Here is a 23,938-nt window from a genome sequence, read left to right on the forward strand (position 1 = left end):
ATATGAAAGAGTTTATTAATGAACATTACAATGAGCTGATATATAGTCTCATTATCCTATTGGTTATCTTGGTCTTAAAATTCCTGTTTACGACCGCGGTTAAAAAAGTCAGTAAAATCAGTGATTTTAACCCTGTTCGAACCAATTTGATCATTAAGTTCATAAACATTGCACTAACCATTATAGCAATAGTAGCATTAACATTGGTCTGGAGTGTAAATTATCAAGACCTGGGTGTTATGTTATCGTCTGTATTTGCTGTAATTGGTGTGGCACTTTTTGCGCAATGGTCAATTTTAAGCAATATAACCGCGGGTGTTATTTTATTCTTTTCATTTCCATTTAAAATAGGTAACACTATTCGTATTTTAGATAAAGAATTACTTGACCCCAACAATACAGATTTAGATCAATTTGTTATAGAGGACATTAGAGCATTTCACTTACACCTAAGAAGAAGCAATGGTGAAATTTTAACATACCCTAATAACCTTGTACTTCAAAAAGGTGTAATTCTTATTTCTACCTATCAACAGGGAGAATTTTTGAATATGGAAGAAGAGGAAGAGCAGATCATATGATTTTGTTAAAGAAGTTGTAAAAACAAGTTTGCATAGCTGGTAATCTTGTTATATTTGAAACTACTACCAAAAACCAACTTGAAATGCGATATATATTAGGTTTTTTAACCTGTAGTCTTTTTATACTTAACACCCTCCAAGCCCAAAGCAATAAAAATAGTTCTACAACTGACATTTACCATTCTATTGAAAAATTAAATTTCTTGGGCACGGCACTTTATATTGCAGCTCACCCAGATGATGAAAACACCCGTTTAATTGCATATTTAGCTAATAATGTAAAGGCTAGAACCGCTTACCTTTCTTTAACCAGAGGTGATGGGGGCCAAAATTTAATTGGACCTGAATTACGTGAACTGTTAGGAGTATTAAGAACCCAAGAATTATTGGCGGCAAGAAGTGTTGATGGTGGCGAGCAGTTTTTTAGTCGTGCAAATGACTTCGGGTATTCCAAACAGCCTATTGAAACTCTTAAAATTTGGGACAAGGAAGCCATTCTTGGCGATGTCGTAAGGACCATACGCAAGTTTAAACCAGACGTCATCATTAATAGATTTGACCACAGAACCCCTGGTACCACACATGGGCATCATACTTCGTCTGCCATGCTGAGTTATGAAGCCTTTGATCTTGCCAATAATCCAAATGCATATGCCCAGCAATTATCTTCAACAAGTACCTGGCAACCAAAAAGATTATTCTTTAATACTTCTTGGTGGTTCTACGGTAGCCAAGAAAAATTTAAAGCGGCGGACAAAACGAATCTGCTTCATATGGATGTAGGCACCTACTATCCTATTCTAGGTAAGTCTAATAATGAAATTTCCTCATTGGCCAGCAGCCAACATTTGTGCCAAGGATTTGGAAGGTTAAGCTCAAGAGGCTCTGAAGATGAATATATAGAATTATTAAAGGGCGATTTGCCAAAAGACAAAACCAATCTTTTTGATGGTATTGATACAACATGGTCTAGAATTGAAGGCGGTAAAGAAATTGGGGATATCCTATATGCTATAGAAGAAAACTTCAATTTTAAGGATCCTACGGTACACTTGCCCAATTTACTTAAAGCCTATCAATTACTACAGAATATTTCAAACGAGCATTGGAAGGAATTGAAAATTGCCGAATTAACAGACATTATTTCCGCGATATCAGGATTTCACTTAGAGGCTTATACCAAAACGGGCTACACCAATCCTGGAGAGCAAGTTACCGTAGAAATACAGGCACTTAATAGAAGTAACATTAACGTTGAGCTAAAATCCGTTCTAATAAACAAGCAGAGCACCAACATTGAAAGTATAGCTTTGAACAATAATGAAATGTTCTCTAAAGAAATTGATTTTTTCGTTCCGGACTCCACAAATTTTACGAGTCCTTATTGGTTAATGGAAAAAGGAACATTGGGCACCTATACCGTAGAGAATACTAATTTAATAGGGAAACCAGAAACCCCCAGGGCGTTCAACGCAATATTTAATTTGATTATAAACGGAGTAGCATTTCCTGTTTCAAAACCTGTTGTATATAAGTATGCAAAACCCGATAAAGGTGAGATTTATCAGCCGTTTGAAGTCATCCCAGAAGCAACTGCAAGTTTTGCAGACAAAGTCTTAATATTTGCAAATGAATCTCAAAAGAGAATACCAGTTACCATTAAAGCTCATAAGGACAATGTTTCAGGAACCGTAGAATTAAAATATGGTACAGGTTGGCAAGTAGACCAAACATCGCAAACGTTCTCTATCGCTAAAAAAGGTGACGAACAAACGGTTAACTTTATTCTAAGTCCGCCTGCTACAGAAAATGAAAGTTACATCTCCCCTATCATTAAATTGAACGGGAAAGAGATAAGCAAAGAACTTATAACGATAGCGTACGATCACGTGCCAACACAAACCGTATTGTTACCTGCAGAAGCTAAGGTAGTACGATTAAATATAGAAAAAGCAGGAGAAAATATTGGCTACATTATGGGTGCAGGGGATGCCGTACCTACTAGTTTAGAGCAAATAGGTTATAACGTTCAATTAATAGACCCTGCGACAATTACAAGAGAATCTTTACAAAAGTACGATGCAATCGTTTTAGGTATACGCGCCTATAACGTAGTTGAGGAACTTAAATTTAAGCAAAAATTTATCCTAGATTATGTAAAAAACGGTGGTAATGTAGTCGTACAATATAATACGGCAAGTAGATGGGGCGCTCAATTTGAAAATATAGCGCCATATGAGTTAGAAATATCCAGGGACCGTGTTACCGATGAAAACTCTGATGTAAAAATTATTTCAAGGGATAATTCACTCGTACAATTTCCAAATGAAATTAAGGAGAGTGATTTTAACGGCTGGGTTCAGGAACGCGGTTTGTATTTTCCCAATAAATGGAGCGAAGAATTCACCCCTATTTTAGAAATGCAGGATGAAGGAGAAGAATCCACAAAAGGTAGTCTTTTAATTGCCCCGTATGGAAAGGGAAACTATATTTATACCGGACTCAGCTTTTTTAGGGAATTGCCAGCAGGTGTTCCAGGAGCATATAAGCTATTCTCCAATATGTTATCCGTAGGAAAAGATAAAGTTGAAACGAAAGCCAAAATTAAAGGATGAGTAAAAATCGGGATGAAAATAGAACTTGGAAAAAAGAGTATAGCATAGTTTTATTGCTTAATCTCATATATGTTCTAGTCTTCTATTACGTAATGACTTCATTTAATTAACATGGAAGGATTAGATTGGATTATTCTTGCCGGTACACTTCTCTTTATAGTAGCCTATGGAGTTTGGAAAACCAAAGGAAGTAAAAACGTAGATGATTACGTTCGTGGCGGTAATGATTCTAAATGGTGGACGATCGGCTTATCGGTTATGGCTACGCAGGCCAGTGCAATTACCTTTTTATCCACTCCCGGCCAGGCATTTCATGACGGTATGGGTTTTGTGCAGTTCTACTTTGGACTTCCATTGGCCATGATTATCATTTGTATGGTGTTTATTCCGTTATACCATAAAATGAAGGTATATACCGCCTATGAATTTTTAGAAGGCAGGTTTGACCTTAAAACTCGTTCATTAGCCGCTATTTTATTTCTGATACAAAGAGGATTGGCTGCGGGTATCACAATTTTTGCACCCTCCATTATACTATCCGCTGTGCTGGGTTGGGATTTACGAACCTTAAACATAATAATTGGCACCTTGGTGATTATATATACTGTTTCAGGTGGTACAAAGGCTGTTAGCGTAACCCAAAAACAGCAGATGTTCATTATTATGACCGGTATGTTCATTACATTCTTTTTTATACTAGGCTATCTACCTTCGGACATTACCTTTAGTAAATCAATGAAAATTGCAGGCGCCAGTAACAAGCTAGAAATATTGAACTTTGACCTGGACACCTCTAGCCGATATACCTTTTGGAGCGGAATTACTGGTGGCCTATTCTTGTTCTTGGCATATTTTGGTACTGACCAGAGTCAGGTACAACGCTATCTATCAGGTAAATCTATAAGAGAAAGTCAATTGGGGCTTATTTTCAACGCAGTACTTAAAATTCCCATGCAATTTTTTATACTCTTGGTAGGTGTTATGGTATTCGTGTTTTATCAGTACAATCCGTCACCACTAAACTTTAACCCCTCTGCTACACAAGCCGTAATGGAGTCCAATTATGCAGATGACTACAAATTGTTACAAGAAGGACAAATTTCACTGGAAGCGGAGAAAAGAATTGCTCAAAATAAATTCTCGGCGGCTTTGGAGATAAAAGAATTTACAGCTGTAGAAGAAGCAAAAAAACAGATTATACGAATAAATAAAAAGGACAGCACCAACCGTATTGCCGCTAAATCTTTGATCAAACAGGCTAACGATACTGTTGAGACCAATGACAAAGATTACGTTTTCATACACTTCATACTTCACAACTTACCCACAGGGCTTGTCGGGTTATTGTTGGCGGTAATATTATCTGCGGCAATGTCATCGACAGCATCTGAGCTTAATGCACTGGGTACTATAACAGCATTGGATTTATATAAAAGAAATAGAAAAACAGAAAACCTGTCCGAAGAACATTATGTTAAGGCGTCCAAGGTATTTACGTTGATTTGGGGGATTATTGCCATATTAATTGCTTGTGTGGCCAATCTATTTGATAATCTAATACAGTTAGTAAATATTATAGGCAGTATCTTCTACGGCAATGTACTGGGTATATTCCTAATTGCTTTTTTCTTTAAGTTCATAAAGGGAAATGCTGTTTTTTTCGCAGCTGTGGTTACGCAGGTAATCATTTGTATTATTTATTATTACTTAATTCACATCTACCCTTCTGGTCAAGAGAAGTTAGGATACCTATGGCTTAACTTTTTTGGTGCAGCCTTGGTCATTTTCATATCATTTATATTTGAAGCTTTTGACCGTATGTTAAAAAAACCATTGACAACCCACTAAGAATAACACAAAACTATTAATGATACATAAAGAAATTAAATCCTATTTTACGGAAAATTACAACAGCCAGCCCATACTTATAAAAGCTCCCGGACGTATTAATTTAATTGGTGAACATACAGATTACAACCAAGGGTTGGTATTACCGGCATCTATTGAAAAAGGGATTTATTTTGCTGTATCGGGCAATAACAATGATAATATTCAAATTGAAACTTTTTTAACCCAACCAGAAAAAATAGTTTTTCAATTAAGTGGCGAACATGAAAAGTTCACATCTTTTTGGGGAAACTATTTTAAAGCAATTATAGAAATACTTATTGCAAAAAAATACCCATTAAAAGGAATGGATTGTGTTTTTGGTGGAGATATACCTATTGGATCCGGCCTCTCCTCCTCTGCTGCACTCTGTTGCGGATTTATTTACGCAATTACCAAAGTATCGGACAAAGAGATTTCAAGAGAGGATATTGCTTTAATAGCACAAGAGGCAGAACATAAAATTGGCCTTAATTGCGGATTAATGGATCAATATGCCGTGCTCTTCGGCAAAAAAGGAAATGCCTTCTTCTTAGATTGTAAAGATTTAAGCCATAGTTATATTCCTATTAATTTAAATGGCTACAGTTGGGTACTGGTGAATTCTAATATTAAGCATAATTTGGCCGTTGATTCTGAATATAACAAAAGGCGCGTTTCTTGCGAAAACATTGTAAAAGAAGTTCAAAAGAACAGACCGGAAATAACATCTTTAAGAGATGTAACCTTACAAGATTTAGTTACCGTTAAAAATGACGTTAGCAGCATAGATGCGCAACGAGCCAAATATGTAATTGAAGAAAATAACAGGGTTCTCAAAATGATGCACGTACTAACGGAAGGTAATGCTTATGCTGTTGGTGATGTACTAAAAGAAGGGCATTGGGCAATGTCTAAACAATATGAGATTACTACCGCTGAACTGGATGCCTTGGTAAAAATTGGTGAAAACCTAGAAGGGGTCTTAGGTTCTAGAATGATGGGAGGCGGATTTGGTGGTTGCACCATTAACCTCATGAAAACAGAAAATTTAGATTTTAATATAAAATCTATGCTAGAACAGTATAAGAATCAAACGAATATTGATGCGGAATATTACCATTTAGCAATTGATGACGGTGTAAAAGTCTTTGAATAAAAAATGCAAAGATTATAGTATAAAAAAAAGTCCGTGTTCTTCAACACGGACTTTTTAATTTTACAAATTGTAATTTATTTAGAACTCCATTCTTTTATAGAATCATTGTTCATTTTTATATAATCATTGTTACCGGCCGCAGTAGCACCCGCCAATGATTTTTTAGCTACTTCAATAGCACCTTTTTTATCGCCCGCTTTTGCTAAAATCAAAGACTGTTGTCTTAGCTGCCAAAATGCCGGCTTTTCTGTCATGGACATAGCTTTATTCATCCATTCTTTAGCTTTGTTGATGTCTTTACCCTCACTTGAATAGTACACGGCAGCAGCGTAATAATCACCAGCCGATGGACCGTTTAAAGCTTTATCGATACTGCTCATTACAGTAGTGTCCGTATCAACTGTAAAAGGAATAGCTACATAAGTATCTTCCCAAATGATACCAATATTTGCACCATTACTTTTTACATCGTCAATAGTAATCGTAAAAGTTTCAACCGGCATTTCCATTTTGTAGACCGGCACAGTTAACTGTGCAACGACCTTGTTATCTTCCCAGTTACTAGGTGTACCACCACCAACGGTATCAGTATACACAAATACTTCCCAATTAGAAGCTCCTGGCTTAGTGAATATAGAATATGTACCTGCTTTTACCTCTTTTCCTCCTATTGTTACATCAGAGTCAAAAGTTACCAAAGTATATCCATTAGCTCCTGTTCTCCATAATTTATCAAAAGGCACTAGGTCGCCAAAAATCTTTCTACCTCTCATAGAAGGTCTAGAATAGTCAATACTTACCTCTGTCAAACCTACAGTCTGCATAATTTTTGCCGCTGGACTAGGAGCAGGTGTATTTATTTGTGCCTCAACAGTTAAGGAAGCAACAATTGCCAATAAAAAGAGTACTACTTTGTTCATGATTTTTTTACTAATTAGTTATATGGCAAAACTAATTATAAAGGAGAGTTAGAACTGTTAACAATTTCTTAAATACTAATAAACAACAAAAGAAGTGGTCACTACACCATCTTCCAAAAACATGGCTAAATAATAAATTGAAGTTTCTAATTGATGAGATATTATTCCACTCTTATCTATTTCGCCGGTATTTTGCCAAACCTCTTTACCCGACAAATCGTAGATTGCTTGCCCATAAACTGTTTTATCCGTGGCAATGGAGTAATAATATTGGCTAGAAGAATTATCCCTATATATGATCAGTTCACCATCTTGACCCATATTTTCAGGTAATAAAGAATCATCCGGTTCATCTGTATTTTCTTCTTCTTCAGAATTTTCGGGACTTTCAGGATTTACCGGTTCTTCTGGCCCTGTGACCGGTATCTGAAAAGAAAACAATCGTGAAGGTGATTCAATAGTTGGGGTTTGCCTGGTATAATACTCCGAAGAAAAAAAATAATTACCTGTTTCGCTCTGTGTCAGCCCTTCCGCTTGAATAAAATTCAAACCTAAATCTTGTTGTTTGTATCCTTCAAAGACATCATTAAAGTCTAAATTTTCTACAATACCTATGAATGGGCTCAATATAGATGAATACCCAAGTACTACCAATCTATTGGTCTCAGCATTGAAAGTAGCATCGGTCACTAAACCAACATCATCAATATCACCTATTCTACGTGCCATATAAGTTCCAGGAAATTTTGAAAACTCATAAGCAACCGATCCTAATGATTGCCATTGCTTTGTCAAAACAACTACCTTATCGTCAACAATAAAAAATGCTTCTGCATCCCAATCACTATTTCCATTGTTTTCAAAATCTTGTTGATCTTCGTAAGAAAAGTTTATCGTGGTGGCAGATACGGTATTTGAACTTAAATAATCTTGTTTTGAGATTATATGAACAGCTAAATTGGTTCTTGAACCCACATTATTACCAAAATCACCTATATAGATAAAATCTTCATCTTGCGATAATGCTTCCCAATCAACATTGGTCACATTATTGACAACAACTCTTCTTTGAACGGATAATGTTAATGTATCCAATTCAAAAAGTATGGCTTCGTTACCGGAATCATTGTGCGTAATTAAATTACAGTTAAAATATAATAATCCAGATGTTTCAAATACCTCATTGGGCAGTTCCCCTACTGTTTGCAGGTTCTCTTGTGCAGCTAATGAAGCTGTAGACAAGAAAACAAGAATTACAATCAATTGTTGAACAAAGAATTTCATAGTTACAAAGTAAACTAGAATAATATTAATGAACTGTATTTAAAAGACCTGAATACAATTTAATCGATAAAGTTAATTTTTAAACTTTTAAAAAAGCATTATTAAATTTGTTTAACTATTTTTGAATTAAGTTAGACATAAATTTGTCAAAACTTTCAACATCGCATTTATGAAGTTATATCAATTACATTCTAAACAAGCATTGCCGATTACCAAAGAAGTTGCTTGGAAATTTTTATCGGACCCAGCAAATTTAAAAGTAATAACCCCGGAACACATGGGTTTTAATATACTTGATGGTGCGGATAGAGAAATGTTTCCTGGTCAAATTATTCAGTATAAAGTATCACCATTTCCAGGGTATACTACTAAATGGGTAACGGAAATTACACATGTAGATCATGGAAATTATTTTGTAGATGAACAAAGGTTTGGTCCTTACGCATTGTGGCACCATAAACACTTTATAAAAGAAATTGAGGAAGGTGTTGAAATGGAAGATATTATAGATTACAAAATCCCCTTCGGAATATTGGGACAAATAGCGCATCCATTAATTGTAAAAAAACAATTGACGGAAATTTTTAAATTCCGAGAGCAAAAATTAAAAGAATTATTTGGTGTGGTAGACTCCATTCCAAATCAACTACAACTAAAATCATTTTAAATGAAAAATATATTATTGATCGGTGGTTCTCATGGTATTGGACTATCAATAGTTAAAGAATTACAAGAAACCCATAAATTATTTGTAGCATCACGTACGGTAGAAGACCTACAGCACAAAAATATTACGCATATACCATTTGATGTTACTACGGACGTTTTGGATATATCGGTCTTACCGGAAAAATTAGACGGATTTGTGTATTGCCCTGGAAGCATAAATCTTAAACCATTTAAAATGATGTCTTTAGATACCATACAAACAGATATGGAATTAAATTTCTTTTCTATGGTAAGAGTGGTTAAAGAAATCATTTCAAAAATGAACGACGGCGCAAGTATGGTATTTTTCAGTACTATTGCAGTAGGTACCGGTATGCCCTTTCATACAAGTGTTTCAGCAGCTAAAGGAGCAATTGAGGGTTTTGCTAAATCATTGGCGGCGGAATATGCACCTAAGCTTAGAATCAATGTCGTAGCACCTTCTTTGGTAGACACGCCTTTGGCTAAAAGACTTTTGAACAATGATAAAAAACGAGAGATGATGAATGAGCGCCACCCCTTAAAAAGAGTAGGTAATGCAGAAGATATTGCAAATGCAGCTATTTTCCTTCTAGGCGATAAAAGCACTTGGATGACAGGGCAGGTAATTGGCGTGGATGGGGGATTATCAACTTTAAACATTAATTAAATGTCAAAAAAAGTATCTATTTTTTGGTTTAGAAGGGATTTAAGATTGGACGATAATGTTGGTTTTCTTGAAGCTTTGAAAGGAGATCATCCCGTATTGCCTATTTTCATTTTTGACAAAAAAATTCTTTCCAAATTACCAAAAGACGATGCAAGGCTTACGTTCATATATGAGACATTACAGCATATGCGAAATCAGCTACAAGAACAGAACGAAAGCTCATTGGCAATGTTTTATGGCGAACCTTTAGATGTAATTAAAAAAATAACAGAGGAGTATAACGTAAAGTCCATTTATACGAATAGAGATTACGAACCTTATGCAAAAGAGCGCGATGAATCAATAGCTTCTTTTTTATCCAAAAAAGATATTTCCTTTAAAACATTTAAAGATCAAGTAATTTTTGAAAAGTCTGAAATTGTAAAGGGAGATGGGGAACCTTATGTAGTTTACACTCCATATAAAAATAAATGGCAGGAACAGTTTAATGAGGATGAGGATTTAAAGATTCATTATACCAATCAATATTTATCTAACCTGATAAAAAATTCGCGCTTACCAAATCTATCACTAAGTGATATTGGCTTTGAAAAGTCAAAAATAGAAGTTCCTGATTATGATGTTACTCCTACCCTAATTGATAATTATGAAGACACGAGAAATTTTCCTGCAAAAGAGAACGGAACATCTCGTTTAGGCCCTCATTTAAGATTTGGTACCGTGTCTGTTCGTAAAATGATGAAAAAGGCTATCGCCGAAGATAATAAGGTATTTTGGAGCGAATTGATATGGCGAGAATTTTTTATGAGTATTCTTTTTCACTTTCCCCATACCGTAGACAATGCTTTCCGGTCAAAATACGACCGCATAGAGTGGAGAAATAATGTGGAAGAATTTGAAAAATGGAAAAATGGGGAAACCGGTTATCTCTTGGTAGATGCAGGTATGCGCCAGTTAAATGAAACAGGATACATGCACAATAGGGTTCGTATGTTGGTAGCAAGCTTTCTTTGCAAGCATCTACTCATTGATTGGCGCTGGGGAGAAACTTATTTTGCCGAGAAATTATTGGATTATGAATTAAGCTCCAATGTTGGAAACTGGCAATGGGCCGCAGGTAGCGGTGTTGATGCCGCCCCATATTTTAGAATATTTAATCCTATGACCCAAGTAGACAAGTTTGATAAAAGTAAAAAATACATTAAGGAATGGATACCGGAATATGGCACGGATAGGTATGTGGAAAAAATGGTAGACCATAAAATGGCCAGAGAGAGATGTTTAGAAACATATAAGGCAGCAGTTAGCTAAACTACTTTGCTAACTGTCTGTTTAATTCTTGTTGATCAACTACTCTTCGTTTTAGAATGTTGATATAACGTAATGCATCCTTATTTTCATAATCTGTATATGCTTTAGAAGCATATTCTGTGGCCTTATTTAATTCACCGTTAATTTCGTTGCTAATAGCCATATTGTAATATGCCCTACCGGCAATTTTATTTTTGGTATTGGTTAAATCTGCATTCCACAATTCCGCGGCGCCCTCCCAATCACCAGCTTTTGCACGTCTATCTGCAATTTCTAAATTTTCACTACCCCTAATAAAATAATTTCTAGCAATCCTTATTTTTTCGGGTCTAGTATTCAATGCGTAATTGGCACCTAACTTAGTACTAGAACTTAATACTGCCTCTTTTCTACCTACTACAGCTTCAAATGCCTTTATAGGATTAACACCTTCGCCCACTGAAAAAAGATTGTTGTTAGATACATACTTGTCTAAAACCCTTCTATTGGCAGGATCGTATATTCTCCATCCATTTTTAATAGCTGTATTAAGCTCAATTCTATGACCAGGAACATTAGCTTCAATTCCTAAATTGTTTGGTATTGTAACCGTCGTCAGTTCATAGTTCGCAGAAGAATCGGTATCATAATATTCTAAAGAAAATAATATGTCAACACCATTTTCATTACAAATACGATCCACGACATCCTAAGAAATCTCAGCAGGAAAAACACTTAACCCTTTTTCTATATCTTTTTGATTCTCAATAACTTTAACAGTAGTAAATCTGTTGCCCCTTTCCAATTCATATTTAAGTCCAGAAACAGCATTTTTAGCGCCTTCTTTATCTAAATCAAGTCCTTCTAAAGACAAAATCTTGTCAATATCATCCAATATCTTATTGTTTTCAGAAGCACTACTTCTATTAACGATTCCTACGTTAACAAGATCATTTGGTATAGAAATTTGAGCAGGCTGCGTAATACCCATGGTCATTCTGTTGGTAGAGCTACACGCGATAACCGAAAATAATACCGTGAACAAAAACAATTTAAAAGCATTACGATTCATAATTCGATATTTTTTTAAAAACCAAGAGTTTGATTAATAACGAATTTTATGACTGTAAATTATATAATTAATGACTATAGGTTAGATAAATATTTAAATTGACAAAATAGAAATGAAAAGATCAGAAACTGCCATATACACATATTGGGAGCTCTTAGAACTTGATCAATTACGACATTTTATTTGGTATATTTACTAAGGCTTTAATAGGTTTTGTACCAATGGTCAGAATTGAAGTTAGAATAACCAAAACTACTATGATGAAAAAAACAATTTTAATGGTGCTATGCATTTGCATTAGTGCATCGGTCTTTTCCCAAAAAATGAGTAAGGACAAAAATCTTATAATCTCTTCTGTAGAAAAGCATAAAGAAGAACTTATAAAAATCAGCGATTCTATTTGGGCACTTGCCGAAACTGCATTTGATGAAAATGAATCTTCAAGAATTTTAGCCGATTACGCAGAAAAAAACGGAATGACCGTTACACGAGGTGTAGCCGATATACCTACTGCATTCACGGCAACATATGGATCAGGAAGTCCCGTTATCAGTATCTTAGGTGAGTTTGATGCCCTACCGGGAATATCCCAAAAAGCATCGCCAATTAAAGAACCTTTCAAAGAAGGAGCCGCAGGTCATGGTTGCGGACACAATATGTTCGGTACGGCAAGTTTAGGATCTGCAATTGCAATTAAAGAGTTAATGGATACAGGGAAGATTAAGGGTACAGTAAAATTTTTGGGTACGCCTGCCGAAGAAAAGTATTTTGCAAAAGTATGGATGGTAAAAGCCGGATTGTGGGATGATGTCGATGTTAATATAAGCTGGCACCCTGGCGCAGGAATAGAAGCAGACGTACAAAGCGGTCTGTCTCTCATTGATTTTGTGGTTGAATTTTATGGGCAAGCCGCACATGCCTCCATGGACCCATGGAACGGCCGTAGCGCATCAGATGCTTTAGAACTGTACACTACAGGTATCAACTACTACAGAGAGCATATTTTACCAAGTTCCAGAATTCATTATCATATACAGGACGGTGGCCAAGTGGTAAACGTTGTACCAGATTATGCCAAGCTATGGGTAAGAGTAAGAGACCCTAAAAGATCAAAAATGTTGCCTACATATGAGCGTGTAAAGGCTATGGCAGAAGGCGCTGCTATTATGGCAAACGTGGATTATAAAATTTCTTTGGTTTCTGGTATTTATGAAACATTGGTAAACCGCTCTGGTGGAGAAATAATGCAGAACAATTTAGAATTATTAGGTCCAATAACTTACACAGAGGAAGAAACTGTTTTTGGAAAAGCGATTCAAAAAGCTACCGGCAAACCAGAAGTTGGTTTTGACGGTACTGTGCATCCGTTAAGGGAAACGCTAGAAAACCCCGGTGGGGGATCTACAGATGTAGGAGATGTTAGTTGGAACGTACCAAATATTAATCTAAGTGTTTCAGTTGCACCCACGGGTACACCTTGGCATTCATGGGCAGTAGTAGCCTGTGGAGGAATGTCAATTGGCCATAAGGGAATGATCCATGCCTCTAAAGCAATGGGTATGACCATGCTAGATTTATTTCAAAACCCTAAATTAGTGACCAAGGTAAAAGAAGAGTTTAAAACCCGCAAAGGAGACGAGGTTTATGAACCTATGATAGACGGACCTCCACCATTGGATGGAGAATAAAAAATTAGCACAGAAGCCAGAATCCTTGCATTATAAGATAAATTAATAAAAAAGACTGCTGCCAAATAAGGTTTGTTTGTAATAAATACCAATCAAGAATTACAAAACGCCAAGAATAATTTTAAAACGACCAAATTTGGCGGTTGCCCATGGTGCCATACAGACCTAACGTGTAAAGCGGAGATGGAAAATCCGCTAAATCGTAAGATGGCAACTTAATTAAAAAGTAAATGCTAGAAACCATACGTTTAATTTGTGATAGCGGTCTATTGGTATTGATATGGATAGTACAGCTGATTATATATCCAAGTTTTTCTTATTACAAACATGAAGATTTACATAAATGGCATACGATCTATACCAAACGGATAGCAATTGTTGTAATACCATTAATGACTACCCAATTGGTTGTTAGCTCAATACAGATTTACCTAGACCTAAGTTACCTTAGTCTTTTATACTTGATAATGGTATTATTAGCTTGGATTTCAACTTTCTTAATTTTTGTGCCATTACATGATAACATATCTAAAAAAAAGCAATAGAGCAGTCTATTAAAAAGTTAAAACTCCATAATTGGTTAAGAACCATATTATGGAGTTTTATATTTATACTTACTTGCTATATAGAAACTACACTCTTGTAATTTTAGCTCCTATAGCCCTTAATCTTTCATCAATATTCTCATAACCACGATCTATCTGTTCAATATTATGAATGGTAGAGGTCCCTTTTGCCGATAAAGCTGCAATCAATAAGGAAACACCCGCTCTAATATCTGGTGATGTCATTGTAGTCGCTTTTAAAGTAGACTGAAAATCATGACCAATTACTGTAGCCCTATGCGGATCGCAAAGAATAACCTTTGCTCCCATGTCCAATAATTTATCTACGAAAAACAAGCGGCTCTCAAACATTTTTTGATGTATTAAAACTTCACCTCGAGATTGGGTTGCAACAACCAAAATAATACTTAAAAGGTCAGGTGTTAACCCTGGCCAAGGCGCATCCGCAATGGTCAAAATAGAACCGTCAATGTAATTTTGTATTTCGTATCCGTCGGTATGGGAAGGTATATATATGTCATCACCTTTTCTTTCCAAGGTAATACCTAACTTACCGAAAACGGTTGGTATCTGACCTAAATCGTCCCAACTAACATCTTTGATAGTTAGTTCACTTTTGGTCATAGCCGCCAAACCGATCCAACTACCAATTTCAATCATATCCGGTAACATACGATGATCTGTACCACCTAGTTTATCTACACCGTCAATAACCAAAAGATTAGAACCGACTCCAGATATTTTGGCGCCCATTCTATTTAACATTTTGCAAAGCTGTTGTAAATATGGTTCACATGCCGCGTTGTATATTGTTGTTTGACCTTCTGCCAGTACCGCTGCCATAACAATATTTGCGGTTCCGGTAACTGAAGCCTCATCTAACAACATGTAAGTTCCTTTCAGCTTATCCGCTTCTACCCCGTAGAAATATTCTTCACGATTGTAACGGAATTTGGCACCTAGTTTTATAAAACCTTCAAAATGGGTATCTAATCTTCTACGGCCAATTTTATCACCACCTGGTTTGGGAATATATCCTTTACCAAAACGGGCCAATAATGGACCTACCAACATGATGGAACCCCTTAAGCCCCTACCATCCTGTTTAAATTGATCAGATTGTAAATAGTCCAGGTTAATATCATCTGCCTTAAAAGTATAAGAGCCTTTACCCTTCTTTTGAATTTTTACCCCTAGGTCTTCCAAAAGAGCTATGAGCTTATTTACATCAACAATATCCGGAATGTTGCTGATAGTTACTTTTTCGTCTGTAAGTAGTACTGCGCAAAGTATTTGAAGTGCTTCATTCTTTGCTCCTTGAGGTGTAATTTCACCAGATAACTGGTGCCCTCCTTCAATTTTGAATGTCCCCATCTAGAGAAGTGGAAATTTAATAGCGTTTTTTACCGCGGTTATTATTTCTTTGATTTTTCTTTCCTGAATTATTTGAACGAGGCGTTTTTGCAACTCTGTTCTTAAGGAACTGTCCGCTATCCGTTAAACTTTCACCTTCTGAGGCTAAATCTATGCGACCGTCACTTAATTCGAACAAATGTTTAAAAATAGCTTTATCGTCAACTACATCTTTATTCCAATTCAAGTAACATTTTTTCATATGATTGGCAATTGCATATTCTAGACCAGAACGCTTATCACCTTTCTCCCACTCTACGGCAACATCGATCATACGTTTAATGTTGTTACCGTAAAAACGATACTTCGGAAAATTTTGAGGATATTCTAAAGGATCGGGTCTTTTTCGCAATACCTCTTTTGAAGTAATAGGAAAAGGGGAATCCACATCCAACTTAAAATCGGACATGATGAACAACTGATCCCACAGTTTATGCTGAAAGTCGGGCACATCTCGCAAATGGGGCTGTATATTTCCCATGACGCTGATAATTGCCTGAGCTACTTTATTTCTTTCTTCACGATCTTCAATTGATATGGCATGGTTCACCATTTTTTGAAAATGACGCCCATACTCTGGTATAATCAAATGCTCACGCTCTGTATTATATTCTAGGTTTTCTACTAATTGCAAATTGAAAATTTTAGCTTAATGTGTTTGAGAAGTATTCTTATAACGATGCCAAATTAAGAAAATTATAGATGAAATGCTATTTTACAGGGATATTACACCCTCTAATTTACCCACTTCTTTATATTTTTCAATGACAGCATCCGGACTCTTCAAATTAACTGTTATAGAAACACTGGTATATTTACCGTTTTTAGATTTCTTTAAATTGATGACCGCTCCCGTATTATCAAAAATAGTATTTATTTTATCGATCTTATCAGATGCCGTCTCCACAATAAACTTGTACAGATAGTCCGAAGGCCATTTGGATGTTTCCGATAATTGTTCGTGTAATTTTTTATAAAATTCTTCTGGGTTATTTTCGTCCATCACTAGTATTTTATGCAAAGATAAGTGTAATGTACCAGTTTTTTAATACTGCCGATTATTGTACTTTTGCTTTTATAAATAAAGAGTTTGAAAAGCAAGAGAATTGTTGTAACAGGAGGACCGGGAACGGGTAAAACGGTATTAATAGCTTCACTTGAAGAAAACGGATATCATTGTTTTCATGAAGTAATAAGGACCATGACCTTAGACGCCTTAAGTGATGTTGGTGTAGATGATAAATTAGTGAACCCTATAGATTTCGTGGAAGATTCCAAAAGTTTCAATGATGAACTGATCAATGCCCGTTTACAACATTTTATCAATGGGAGCCAAATAAAAAAAGATCATATATTCTATGATCGTGGGTTGCCCGATGTAATTGCCTATATGAACTATTTTGGTCAGCCTTCTGAGCAACATTATACGGACCTATGTTTAGAACACAGATATGACGAGGTTTTAATACTGCCGCCTTGGAAAGAAATATACGTTCAGGACAATGAACGAATGGAAAACTTTGATCAAGCTTGCGGTATTCACGAAAAGCTTGAAAAAACCTACGTTGATTTGGGTTACACCCCAATTGAAGTTCCTTTTGGCACTATTAAAAATCGAATGCAATTTGTAGTGGATTTTATAAATAAAGCGGGTGAATAAAACACCAAAAGAAATCTTATCTAAATATTGGGGTTTTGATAGCTTTAGGGGCTCTCAAGAAGAAATCATCAATGCCATATCCAATGGGCAAGATGTTTTAGGATTATTGCCTACAGGTGGAGGAAAATCGTTGTGCTTTCAAGTACCGGCATTAATGACAGAAGGTATTTGCATAGTTATCTCCCCTTTGATCGCATTAATAGAAAATCAAGTCAACAACCTTCAGAAGCTTGGCATTAAAGCCATAGGTCTAAAAGGTGGACTCAAATTTGCCGAGATAGATAAATTACTGGATAATTGTATTTATGGCAATTATAAATTCTTATACCTATCACCAGAACGTTTGCAGCAAGAGTTGGTTCAAGAACGTATAAAGGCAATGAACGTATCTATGTTCGTAATTGACGAGGCACACTGTATTTCGCAATGGGGGCATGATTTTAGACCCGCCTATCTAGGTTGTTCCATATTGCGAGAATTGCATCCCGCCCCACCCGTAATAGCATTAACGGCGACTGCCACAAAGCGGGTAAGCGATGATATTATTAAATCCTTGCACCTCACCTATCCTTTCGTTGTAAAAGACACATTTTTCAGAAAGAACATAGGTTTTGAAGTTATTACTACCGAAGATAAAAATGGCCGTTTAAAACAACATTGTCAACAAATAGCACATAGTGCCATAATATATGTAAGGAGCAGGAGAAAAGCGGAAGAACTATCTAGATATCTTGTGCAAAACAACTTAAAAGCAACATTTTATCATGGTGGCATTGACCAAAAAAAGAAAACTGAGCGCCTCAATATTTGGCTAGAAGACAAAGTTCAAATTATGGTAGCCACAAACGCATTTGGTATGGGAATAGACAAACCAGATGTTGAACTAATAGTACACTACCAAATACCTGATAGTCTGGAAAACTACTTTCAAGAAGCAGGAAGAGCCGGTAGAAATGGAGATTTTTCAAAAGCAATATTACTTACCAATACAACCGATAAGATTTTGGTAAAAAAACAGTTCATTGAAATATTACCAGATGTGGCCTATGTAAAAATGATTTATAAAAAGCTGAACACGTACTTTCAAATAGGATACGGAGAATTTACAGAGACCAAATTCCACTTAAATTTTAATGAATTTTGCAGTATTTATAAACTAAATACATTACTGACCTACAACGCATTACAATTGCTAGATAGAAATTCTGTGATATCGCTATCAGAGAATTTCTCTAAAAAAATTACTATAAAGTTCGTTACCGAAAAAGACACCCTATACAGATACATAGACAACAATCTTAAACTAGCTGAATTTATTAAGGTTGTACTCCGCACCTACGGTGGTCTTTTTGAATTCGATACCCAGATCAACACATATCTGCTTTCAAAGAAAACCTCGCTTTCCGAAGCATTGATACATAAAAATTTTGAACAACTTGCAAAAGACGAGATTATAGAATACCAAAGTGTATCCAGTGATTTGGAAATGGTTTTTTTAGTTCCAAGAGACGATGATCGTACCATAAACATGTTCGCCAAAAATATTGAAGAACAGAACCAACTGAAAATAGAGAAAGTAACTAAGATGCTTAACTTTATTGAAAATGACACGGTATGCAGAAGTATCCAGTTATTAGCGTATTTTGGGGAAGTTCAAGAAAACGAATGCGGTATATGCGATGTATGTATTAGCCAAAAAACAGGTAACACCCATATTGTTCGTGCCAAAATTAAAATCATTCAGCTATTAAAGGAAAAATCTGCAAATTCTAAAGAATTACAAGTGCAATTAAAAGTTACACAAGAAGTGTTGATTATGGCAATACAAGAACTTTTAGAAGACAACATTATATCATTGAACACAACAAACGAATACCAACTATTATAATATGAAAGCATTGAGAATTGTATTTATGGGAACACCAGATTTTGCCGTGGGCATTTTAGACAAGCTGGTTCAAGAGAAACACAATATAGTTGGTGTTATCACAGCACCGGACAGACCGGCAGGAAGAGGACGCAAATTGAACGAATCTGCAGTTAAAAAGTATGCCGTTGAAAAGAACTTGAATGTTCTACAGCCTACCAATTTAAAAGACCCGGAGTTTTTGAACACCTTAAAATCCTTGAACGCCAATTTACAGATCGTAGTTGCTTTTAGAATGCTGCCTAAGCTGGTTTGGGCCATGCCAGAATACGGAACCTTTAATTTGCACGCATCATTGTTACCTCAATATAGAGGGGCGGCACCAATTAATTGGGCAATTATTAATGGAGAAACAAAAACAGGCGTTACAACCTTCTTTATCGATGAAAAGATTGATACCGGCGCCATTATAATGCAAGATGAAACCGTAATAGAACAAACAGATAATGCCGGAGACTTACATGACAAATTAATGCATTTGGGTGCAGATACGGTTCTAAAGACCGTAGCACGAATTCAGGAAGGAAATTTTAAAACAACAAAACAACCTAATTCAGGTGATTTAAAAGATGCCCACAAGCTTTTTAAGGAAACCTGTGAAATAGACTGGAACAAAACTGCAGTAGACATCTACAATTTTATAAGGGGCCTAAGCCCTTACCCGGCAGCATGGACCACATTAACAAACGGTGACCAAACTATTATTACCAAAATTTATAGCGCAAGCATAGAGGAAGGAAAACACGAGTTACCAACGGGATCTCTGATTTTTACTAAAAAAGAAATGAAAGTTGCAGTACAGGGAGGGTATCTAAATCTTGAAGAAATTCAACTACAAGGCAAGAAAAGGATGATGGTAAAAGATCTATTGAACGGCCTGAATTTGGAAAAAAACGCAAAAATGGGTTGAGACCCCGTGTTTGTTGGGCTGCGAGAATCGTAGAAAAAAACCTACTTTATTAACAAACGCGCTGAGTTATCAACAAAACAAGGGATTTCCCCTTGTTTTACTTGCGTTGCCCAGAAATCCATATAAATTTGTTAGTAGGTATAAATTATTTAATCACAATTAATTATCACATTATGAACAAAACAGAATTGATCGATGCAATGGCAGCTGACGCTGGCATCACAAAAGCTGCGGCGAAAAAGTCATTGGAATCTTTCTTGGGAAATGTTGAAAAATCTCTTAAAAAAGGAGATAGAGTTTCTTTAGTAGGTTTCGGTTCTTGGTCCGTATCTAAAAGAAATGCAAGAGAAGGTAGAAATCCATCAACTGGAAAAACTATCCAAATCGCTGCTAAAAATGTAGTAAAGTTTAAAGCAGGTGCTGATTTAGGTAAAGCTGTAAACTAATTTTACACAGATAAATTTATAAAAAGCGCCTTAATTGGCGCTTTTTTTATTTCTATGTTTTTGCATTTAGAAGGATTTGTCTTACTTTAGGTATATAATCATAGTAAATATATGATAGCATTAAAGCCAACTAAAGGAAAATTACTTGTAGCAGAACCATCTTTAACAGGAGATGTTTCTTTTAACAGGTCTGTTGTTTTGTTAGCAGAACACAGCAATGAAGGTTCTGTTGGTTTTATTTTAAATAAACCATTGGAATACCATATTAACGAGCTTGTAACCGAAATTGAAATTCCCTTTCAAGTATATAATGGTGGTCCAGTAGAACAGGACAATCTATATTTTATTCATAAAGTACCCCACTTAATAGATAACAGCGTAGAAATATCCGATGGTATATATTGGGGCGGTGATTTTGAAACCACGGTAGAGCTCATTAACAAAGAAATTATTTCTGAAAATGATATTAGGTTCTTTTTAGGATACTCTGGTTGGTCTTCTTTACAGTTAGATGAAGAACTAACGTCCAAATCATGGATCGTTGTAGAAAACGAGCATGAAAGCAGAATTATTCAAAAAGCTGCCAAGGCAATTTGGAAAGAAAATATGATTCAGTTAGGTGGCGACTATTTATTGTGGTCTAATGCACCGGAAAATCCTAGTTTAAACTAAACGCTTTTAGTCAAGGACATTCTAGCTGCAGCATTTAATTTACCGATCAAGTTTTTTGCAGTTACGTTCACAAAATCTTTCTTTCTATATTTTGTTACAGAAATAATACCTTCAATATTATTTACAATAAACAACTCATCTGCTTTTTGAAGTTCAAAAGGTGAGATACTTTCTTCTAAAAATTCAAAATCATTGAGTTTAGATACGATGTCAATAAGCTTTTTTCTTAAAATACTGTTTACACAACCATCCGTAACCGGTGCTGTTTTAATTTGATTTCCCTTTACAACGAACAAATTGCCATTTAAGGACTCTATAACCTGCTTTCTTTCGTTTAGCAGCAAACAATCTCGATAATCGTTTTCTTGGGCATAAACAGCCCCTACAACGTTTACTATCTTATTATTGGTATCCAAATTAGAGAGCATACTAGAATTCTTATAGAAATCTTTATATAGCTCAACTTCATAGGCTTGATCATTTAAAATAAAAAATGGATCAGCCAAAGTTTTATGGGTAATGAAGTAAGAAATACTATTATCGGATTTAGAAAAATCGTTACTACTATTTCTAAAAACAGTAAATTTTATTTGTTTTGCTTCCTTTAGTTCACCTTCAGAAATAGACTTTAAAATTTCTTGTTCCATGAACTCCATAGTAAAGTTCATAGGTATATCCATTCTCAAAATTCTCATGGACGACATTAGGCGCAGATAATGGTCTTCCAAAAAAATTATATCACCGTTTAGAACACGTAACTCCTCAAAAACCGCATCGCCAAGCTGTACCCCCCTATTCTTCTCATTCAAAAAAGAGGTATCATCATCAAGAAGAGATCCATTAAAATTGAACATAAAAAAAGCCTTAAAAAATTAAGGCTCAAAGAGACTGTAAATAAGCATATTTTTATGATGATCCCAGTACCTGTTTTAAATCAGATACTTGATTGGTCCAAAGCATTTTAGATTCGTCAACTTCGTCCTCTTCGGCAAAATCTGTTATGAACAACGATACATCTTTAGTAATTTCATCAACAATAATCTTCATTTCAAAAAAGCTATCATCTTCTGCTTCATCCCAAGCAAAACGTACAAATTCGTCTGTTTTTCTTTTTAGTAATTTGGCTTCTTCTTCAGCTCCGTCCCATATAAATGTAAACTTTTCCCCTCTAGAGTTCACATTATCCGCAAACCACTCCGATAGTCCAGAAGGTGTTGCCAAATATTGATATAACATCTGTGGGGAAGACTGAATTACAAACTCTATTTCAAATTTTATTTTATCGCTCATGTTCATGCTACTTTAATACGGGCAATATATATATTTCTAAATGATAAAAAAATAAATGACCAGTATTATTTTTTTAATCAACTTTTGTTGAAGAACAAATAAATTACCACTATATTTGCAGCCGTTTAAAAATAATACGGCGAGGTAGCTCAGTTGGTTAGAGCGTCGGATTCATAACCCGGAGGTCGGGGGATCGTGCCCCCCTCTCGCTACAGAATAACAGGCACATTATAAACGGTTTAACTTAAGTTAGACCGTTTTTTTTATGCCAAATTTATAAGTATATCTGTGATTTATAATTCATTAAGACAAGAGGTCGTTAAACTTTTGTACCGACTAAACCTTTGCGATAAAACTGCCTATTTGTAATAAAACTGAAAAATTATTTAATTAGCAGATAAATAAAATTACCTATTGCAACCACTCCCGTTAAGCATCCTAAAATAAAATCCATTCTAGAGGCAATAAAATCCAATCTATTTTCAATTCTTTTTGCTATGATTGCGTAAAGAGAATACAGGGTAAAAGAGCCTATTGTAGAACCAATTGAAAAATAAAGTGCATTTACAAAACTATACTCAAAATATTTAAATGCGATGGATAGCGAAATAAATGTAAAATAAAACGGTATTGCCATCATATTCAGCAAGGACATCATTACACCATAGAAATACGATTTGGATTTTGGAATTTCTTTTTCAGGTACTTTTTCTTTGGATTGAAAATGAACTCTAAAAAAATTAATGGAGAGAAGAAAAAGTATACCTGTACCAATTTGTTGAATTAAAGTAATGTATTCAGAATTCTTCATTAGAACATTAGCCAAATATGCTCCTAAATTTGCTTGAAAGAATAGTACCGTAGCGTAACCTGCAATAATGTACAACGCGGCTTTAATGCCATTTCTTAAGCTATACTTTACCACCGTTAAATTCAAAAAACTAGGTGTAATACTACCTAAAGAGGCAATTAAAAAACCAATTAGCACGTAAACAAGAGCATTCATAAACTATATATTCTATTTCAATGACAAATAAAAACATAAACGCGCACAGTAGTTGATACATTACCCGTTAATTCTAACTCTTAAAATTATACCACTAAACATAACGGAAGTTTATTACAATACTATAGTTACTTACAGCTGTAGAATATTATAGAAACTAAAAGAAAAGAATTAATAAACGGCAACATAGCTTTCTGGTCGCAGAACGTAGCCTAA

At 35.3% G+C, this 23,938-nt stretch carries 21 protein-coding genes, 1 tRNA gene and 1 pseudogene; 14 read left to right on the forward strand and 9 right to left on the reverse strand.

The window, feature by feature from the left end:
• Positions 1-2 precede the first annotated feature (2 nt).
• The 4 genes from QZ657_RS01850 to galK all read left to right on the forward strand — a co-directional run bounded on the left by QZ657_RS01850 (position 3) and on the right by galK (position 6,221).
• On the forward strand, positions 3-581 hold the full coding sequence (locus tag QZ657_RS01850; RefSeq protein ID WP_276473333.1) for a mechanosensitive ion channel domain-containing protein: 579 nt from the start codon (positions 3-5) through the stop codon (positions 579-581).
• A gap of 83 nt (positions 582-664) precedes the next feature.
• Positions 665-3,196, forward strand: a complete 2,532-nt coding sequence (locus QZ657_RS01855; RefSeq protein WP_291964582.1) for a PIG-L family deacetylase — start codon at positions 665-667, stop codon at positions 3,194-3,196.
• A gap of 111 nt (positions 3,197-3,307) precedes the next feature.
• The gene (locus QZ657_RS01860) at positions 3,308-5,044 is read left to right on the forward strand and encodes a sodium:solute symporter (RefSeq protein WP_291964584.1); all 1,737 of its coding nucleotides are present in this window, start codon (positions 3,308-3,310) and stop codon (positions 5,042-5,044) included.
• A gap of 19 nt (positions 5,045-5,063) precedes the next feature.
• The gene (gene galK, locus QZ657_RS01865; RefSeq protein WP_291964586.1) at positions 5,064-6,221 is read left to right on the forward strand and encodes a galactokinase; all 1,158 of its coding nucleotides are present in this window, start codon (positions 5,064-5,066) and stop codon (positions 6,219-6,221) included.
• 74 nt (positions 6,222-6,295) lie between these two features.
• Here the strand turns inward: galK and QZ657_RS01870 are convergent, their stop codons facing one another.
• Both QZ657_RS01870 and QZ657_RS01875 read right to left on the reverse strand, forming a co-directional pair.
• On the reverse strand, positions 6,296-7,141 hold the full coding sequence (locus tag QZ657_RS01870) for a DUF2911 domain-containing protein (protein ID WP_291964587.1): 846 nt from the start codon (positions 7,139-7,141) through the stop codon (positions 6,296-6,298).
• Between the two features lie 75 nt (positions 7,142-7,216).
• The gene (locus tag QZ657_RS01875; protein ID WP_291964589.1) at positions 7,217-8,425 is read right to left on the reverse strand and encodes a hypothetical protein; all 1,209 of its coding nucleotides are present in this window, start codon (positions 8,423-8,425) and stop codon (positions 7,217-7,219) included.
• Between the two features lie 169 nt (positions 8,426-8,594).
• Here QZ657_RS01875 and QZ657_RS01880 point away from each other — a divergent pair, with 169 nt between their 5' ends.
• From QZ657_RS01880 to QZ657_RS01890, 3 genes are read left to right on the forward strand one after another with little or no spacing between them, the layout of a single operon-like run.
• The gene (locus QZ657_RS01880) at positions 8,595-9,092 is read left to right on the forward strand and encodes an SRPBCC family protein (RefSeq protein WP_291960384.1); all 498 of its coding nucleotides are present in this window, start codon (positions 8,595-8,597) and stop codon (positions 9,090-9,092) included.
• Positions 9,093-9,782: an SDR family NAD(P)-dependent oxidoreductase gene (locus tag QZ657_RS01885; RefSeq protein WP_291964591.1), complete on the forward strand. Its 690-nt coding sequence runs from the start codon at positions 9,093-9,095 to the stop codon at positions 9,780-9,782.
• A complete protein-coding gene (locus QZ657_RS01890; protein ID WP_291964593.1) occupies positions 9,783-11,093 on the forward strand; it encodes a cryptochrome/photolyase family protein in 1,311 nt (436 codons plus the stop codon).
• 1 nt (position 11,094) lies between these two features.
• On the opposite strand, the pseudogene QZ657_RS01895 reads toward QZ657_RS01890, so the two are convergent.
• A pseudogene (locus QZ657_RS01895) lies at positions 11,095-12,144 on the reverse strand (DUF6340 family protein).
• Positions 12,145-12,404: 260 nt separating this feature from the next.
• Between QZ657_RS01895 and QZ657_RS01900 the strand changes: the two are divergent.
• Entirely contained in the window at positions 12,405-13,832 is a 1,428-nt protein-coding gene (locus QZ657_RS01900; RefSeq protein WP_291964595.1) for an amidohydrolase, read from the forward strand.
• Between the two features lie 632 nt (positions 13,833-14,464).
• Here the strand turns inward: QZ657_RS01900 and murA are convergent.
• The 3 genes from murA to QZ657_RS01915 all read right to left on the reverse strand — a co-directional run bounded on the left by murA (position 14,465) and on the right by QZ657_RS01915 (position 16,814).
• Positions 14,465-15,772 (reverse strand): UDP-N-acetylglucosamine 1-carboxyvinyltransferase, encoded by a 1,308-nt coding sequence (gene murA / locus QZ657_RS01905; RefSeq protein ID WP_276473321.1) that lies wholly within the window; start codon positions 15,770-15,772, stop codon positions 14,465-14,467.
• A gap of 16 nt (positions 15,773-15,788) precedes the next feature.
• Positions 15,789-16,445, reverse strand: a complete 657-nt coding sequence (locus QZ657_RS01910; RefSeq protein ID WP_276473320.1) for a DUF4290 domain-containing protein — start codon at positions 16,443-16,445, stop codon at positions 15,789-15,791.
• Between the two features lie 81 nt (positions 16,446-16,526).
• Positions 16,527-16,814, reverse strand: a complete 288-nt coding sequence (locus tag QZ657_RS01915; RefSeq protein WP_291964596.1) for a DUF493 family protein — start codon at positions 16,812-16,814, stop codon at positions 16,527-16,529.
• Positions 16,815-16,901: 87 nt separating this feature from the next.
• Between QZ657_RS01915 and QZ657_RS01920 the strand changes: the two genes are divergently transcribed.
• The 5 genes from QZ657_RS01920 (at position 16,902) to QZ657_RS01940 (ending at position 21,426) form a co-directional block, all read left to right on the forward strand.
• Positions 16,902-17,471, forward strand: a complete 570-nt coding sequence (locus QZ657_RS01920) for an ATP-binding protein (RefSeq protein ID WP_291964598.1) — start codon at positions 16,902-16,904, stop codon at positions 17,469-17,471.
• Positions 17,464-19,359 carry an ATP-dependent DNA helicase RecQ gene (locus QZ657_RS01925; RefSeq protein WP_291964600.1) on the forward strand — a complete coding sequence of 632 codons (1,896 nt, stop codon included), beginning with the start codon at positions 17,464-17,466 and terminating at the stop codon, positions 19,357-19,359. Before QZ657_RS01920 ends, QZ657_RS01925 begins: the two co-directional genes overlap by 8 nt.
• Position 19,360: 1 nt before the next feature.
• Complete coding sequence (gene fmt, locus QZ657_RS01930; RefSeq protein WP_291960370.1) at positions 19,361-20,308, forward strand: methionyl-tRNA formyltransferase; 948 nt, start codon at positions 19,361-19,363, stop codon at positions 20,306-20,308.
• A gap of 170 nt (positions 20,309-20,478) precedes the next feature.
• On the forward strand, positions 20,479-20,754 hold the full coding sequence (locus QZ657_RS01935) for an HU family DNA-binding protein (protein WP_276473424.1): 276 nt from the start codon (positions 20,479-20,481) through the stop codon (positions 20,752-20,754).
• Between the two features lie 111 nt (positions 20,755-20,865).
• Positions 20,866-21,426 carry a YqgE/AlgH family protein gene (locus QZ657_RS01940; RefSeq protein ID WP_276473315.1) on the forward strand — a complete coding sequence of 187 codons (561 nt, stop codon included), beginning with the start codon at positions 20,866-20,868 and terminating at the stop codon, positions 21,424-21,426.
• Here the strand turns inward: QZ657_RS01940 and QZ657_RS01945 are convergent.
• Both QZ657_RS01945 and QZ657_RS01950 read right to left on the reverse strand, forming a co-directional pair.
• Positions 21,423-22,280 carry an aminotransferase class IV gene (locus tag QZ657_RS01945; RefSeq protein ID WP_291964603.1) on the reverse strand — a complete coding sequence of 286 codons (858 nt, stop codon included), beginning with the start codon at positions 22,278-22,280 and terminating at the stop codon, positions 21,423-21,425. The genes QZ657_RS01940 and QZ657_RS01945 overlap by 4 nt on opposite strands.
• Before the next feature lie 52 nt (positions 22,281-22,332).
• On the reverse strand, positions 22,333-22,716 hold the full coding sequence (locus QZ657_RS01950) for an START-like domain-containing protein (protein ID WP_276473313.1): 384 nt from the start codon (positions 22,714-22,716) through the stop codon (positions 22,333-22,335).
• 138 nt (positions 22,717-22,854) lie between these two features.
• On the opposite strand from QZ657_RS01950, the gene QZ657_RS01955 reads away from it, so the two are divergent.
• Positions 22,855-22,928: transfer RNA gene (locus QZ657_RS01955), tRNA-Met, on the forward strand.
• A 170-nt stretch (positions 22,929-23,098) separates the two neighbouring features.
• Here the strand turns inward: QZ657_RS01955 and QZ657_RS01960 are convergent.
• On the reverse strand, positions 23,099-23,722 hold the full coding sequence (locus QZ657_RS01960) for a LysE family translocator (protein ID WP_291963511.1): 624 nt from the start codon (positions 23,720-23,722) through the stop codon (positions 23,099-23,101).
• Positions 23,723-23,938: the final 216 nt, after the last annotated feature.

The organism is Maribacter sp., assembly GCA_020629415.1.
Taxonomy (GTDB): domain Bacteria; phylum Bacteroidota; class Bacteroidia; order Flavobacteriales; family Flavobacteriaceae; genus Maribacter; species Maribacter huludaoensis.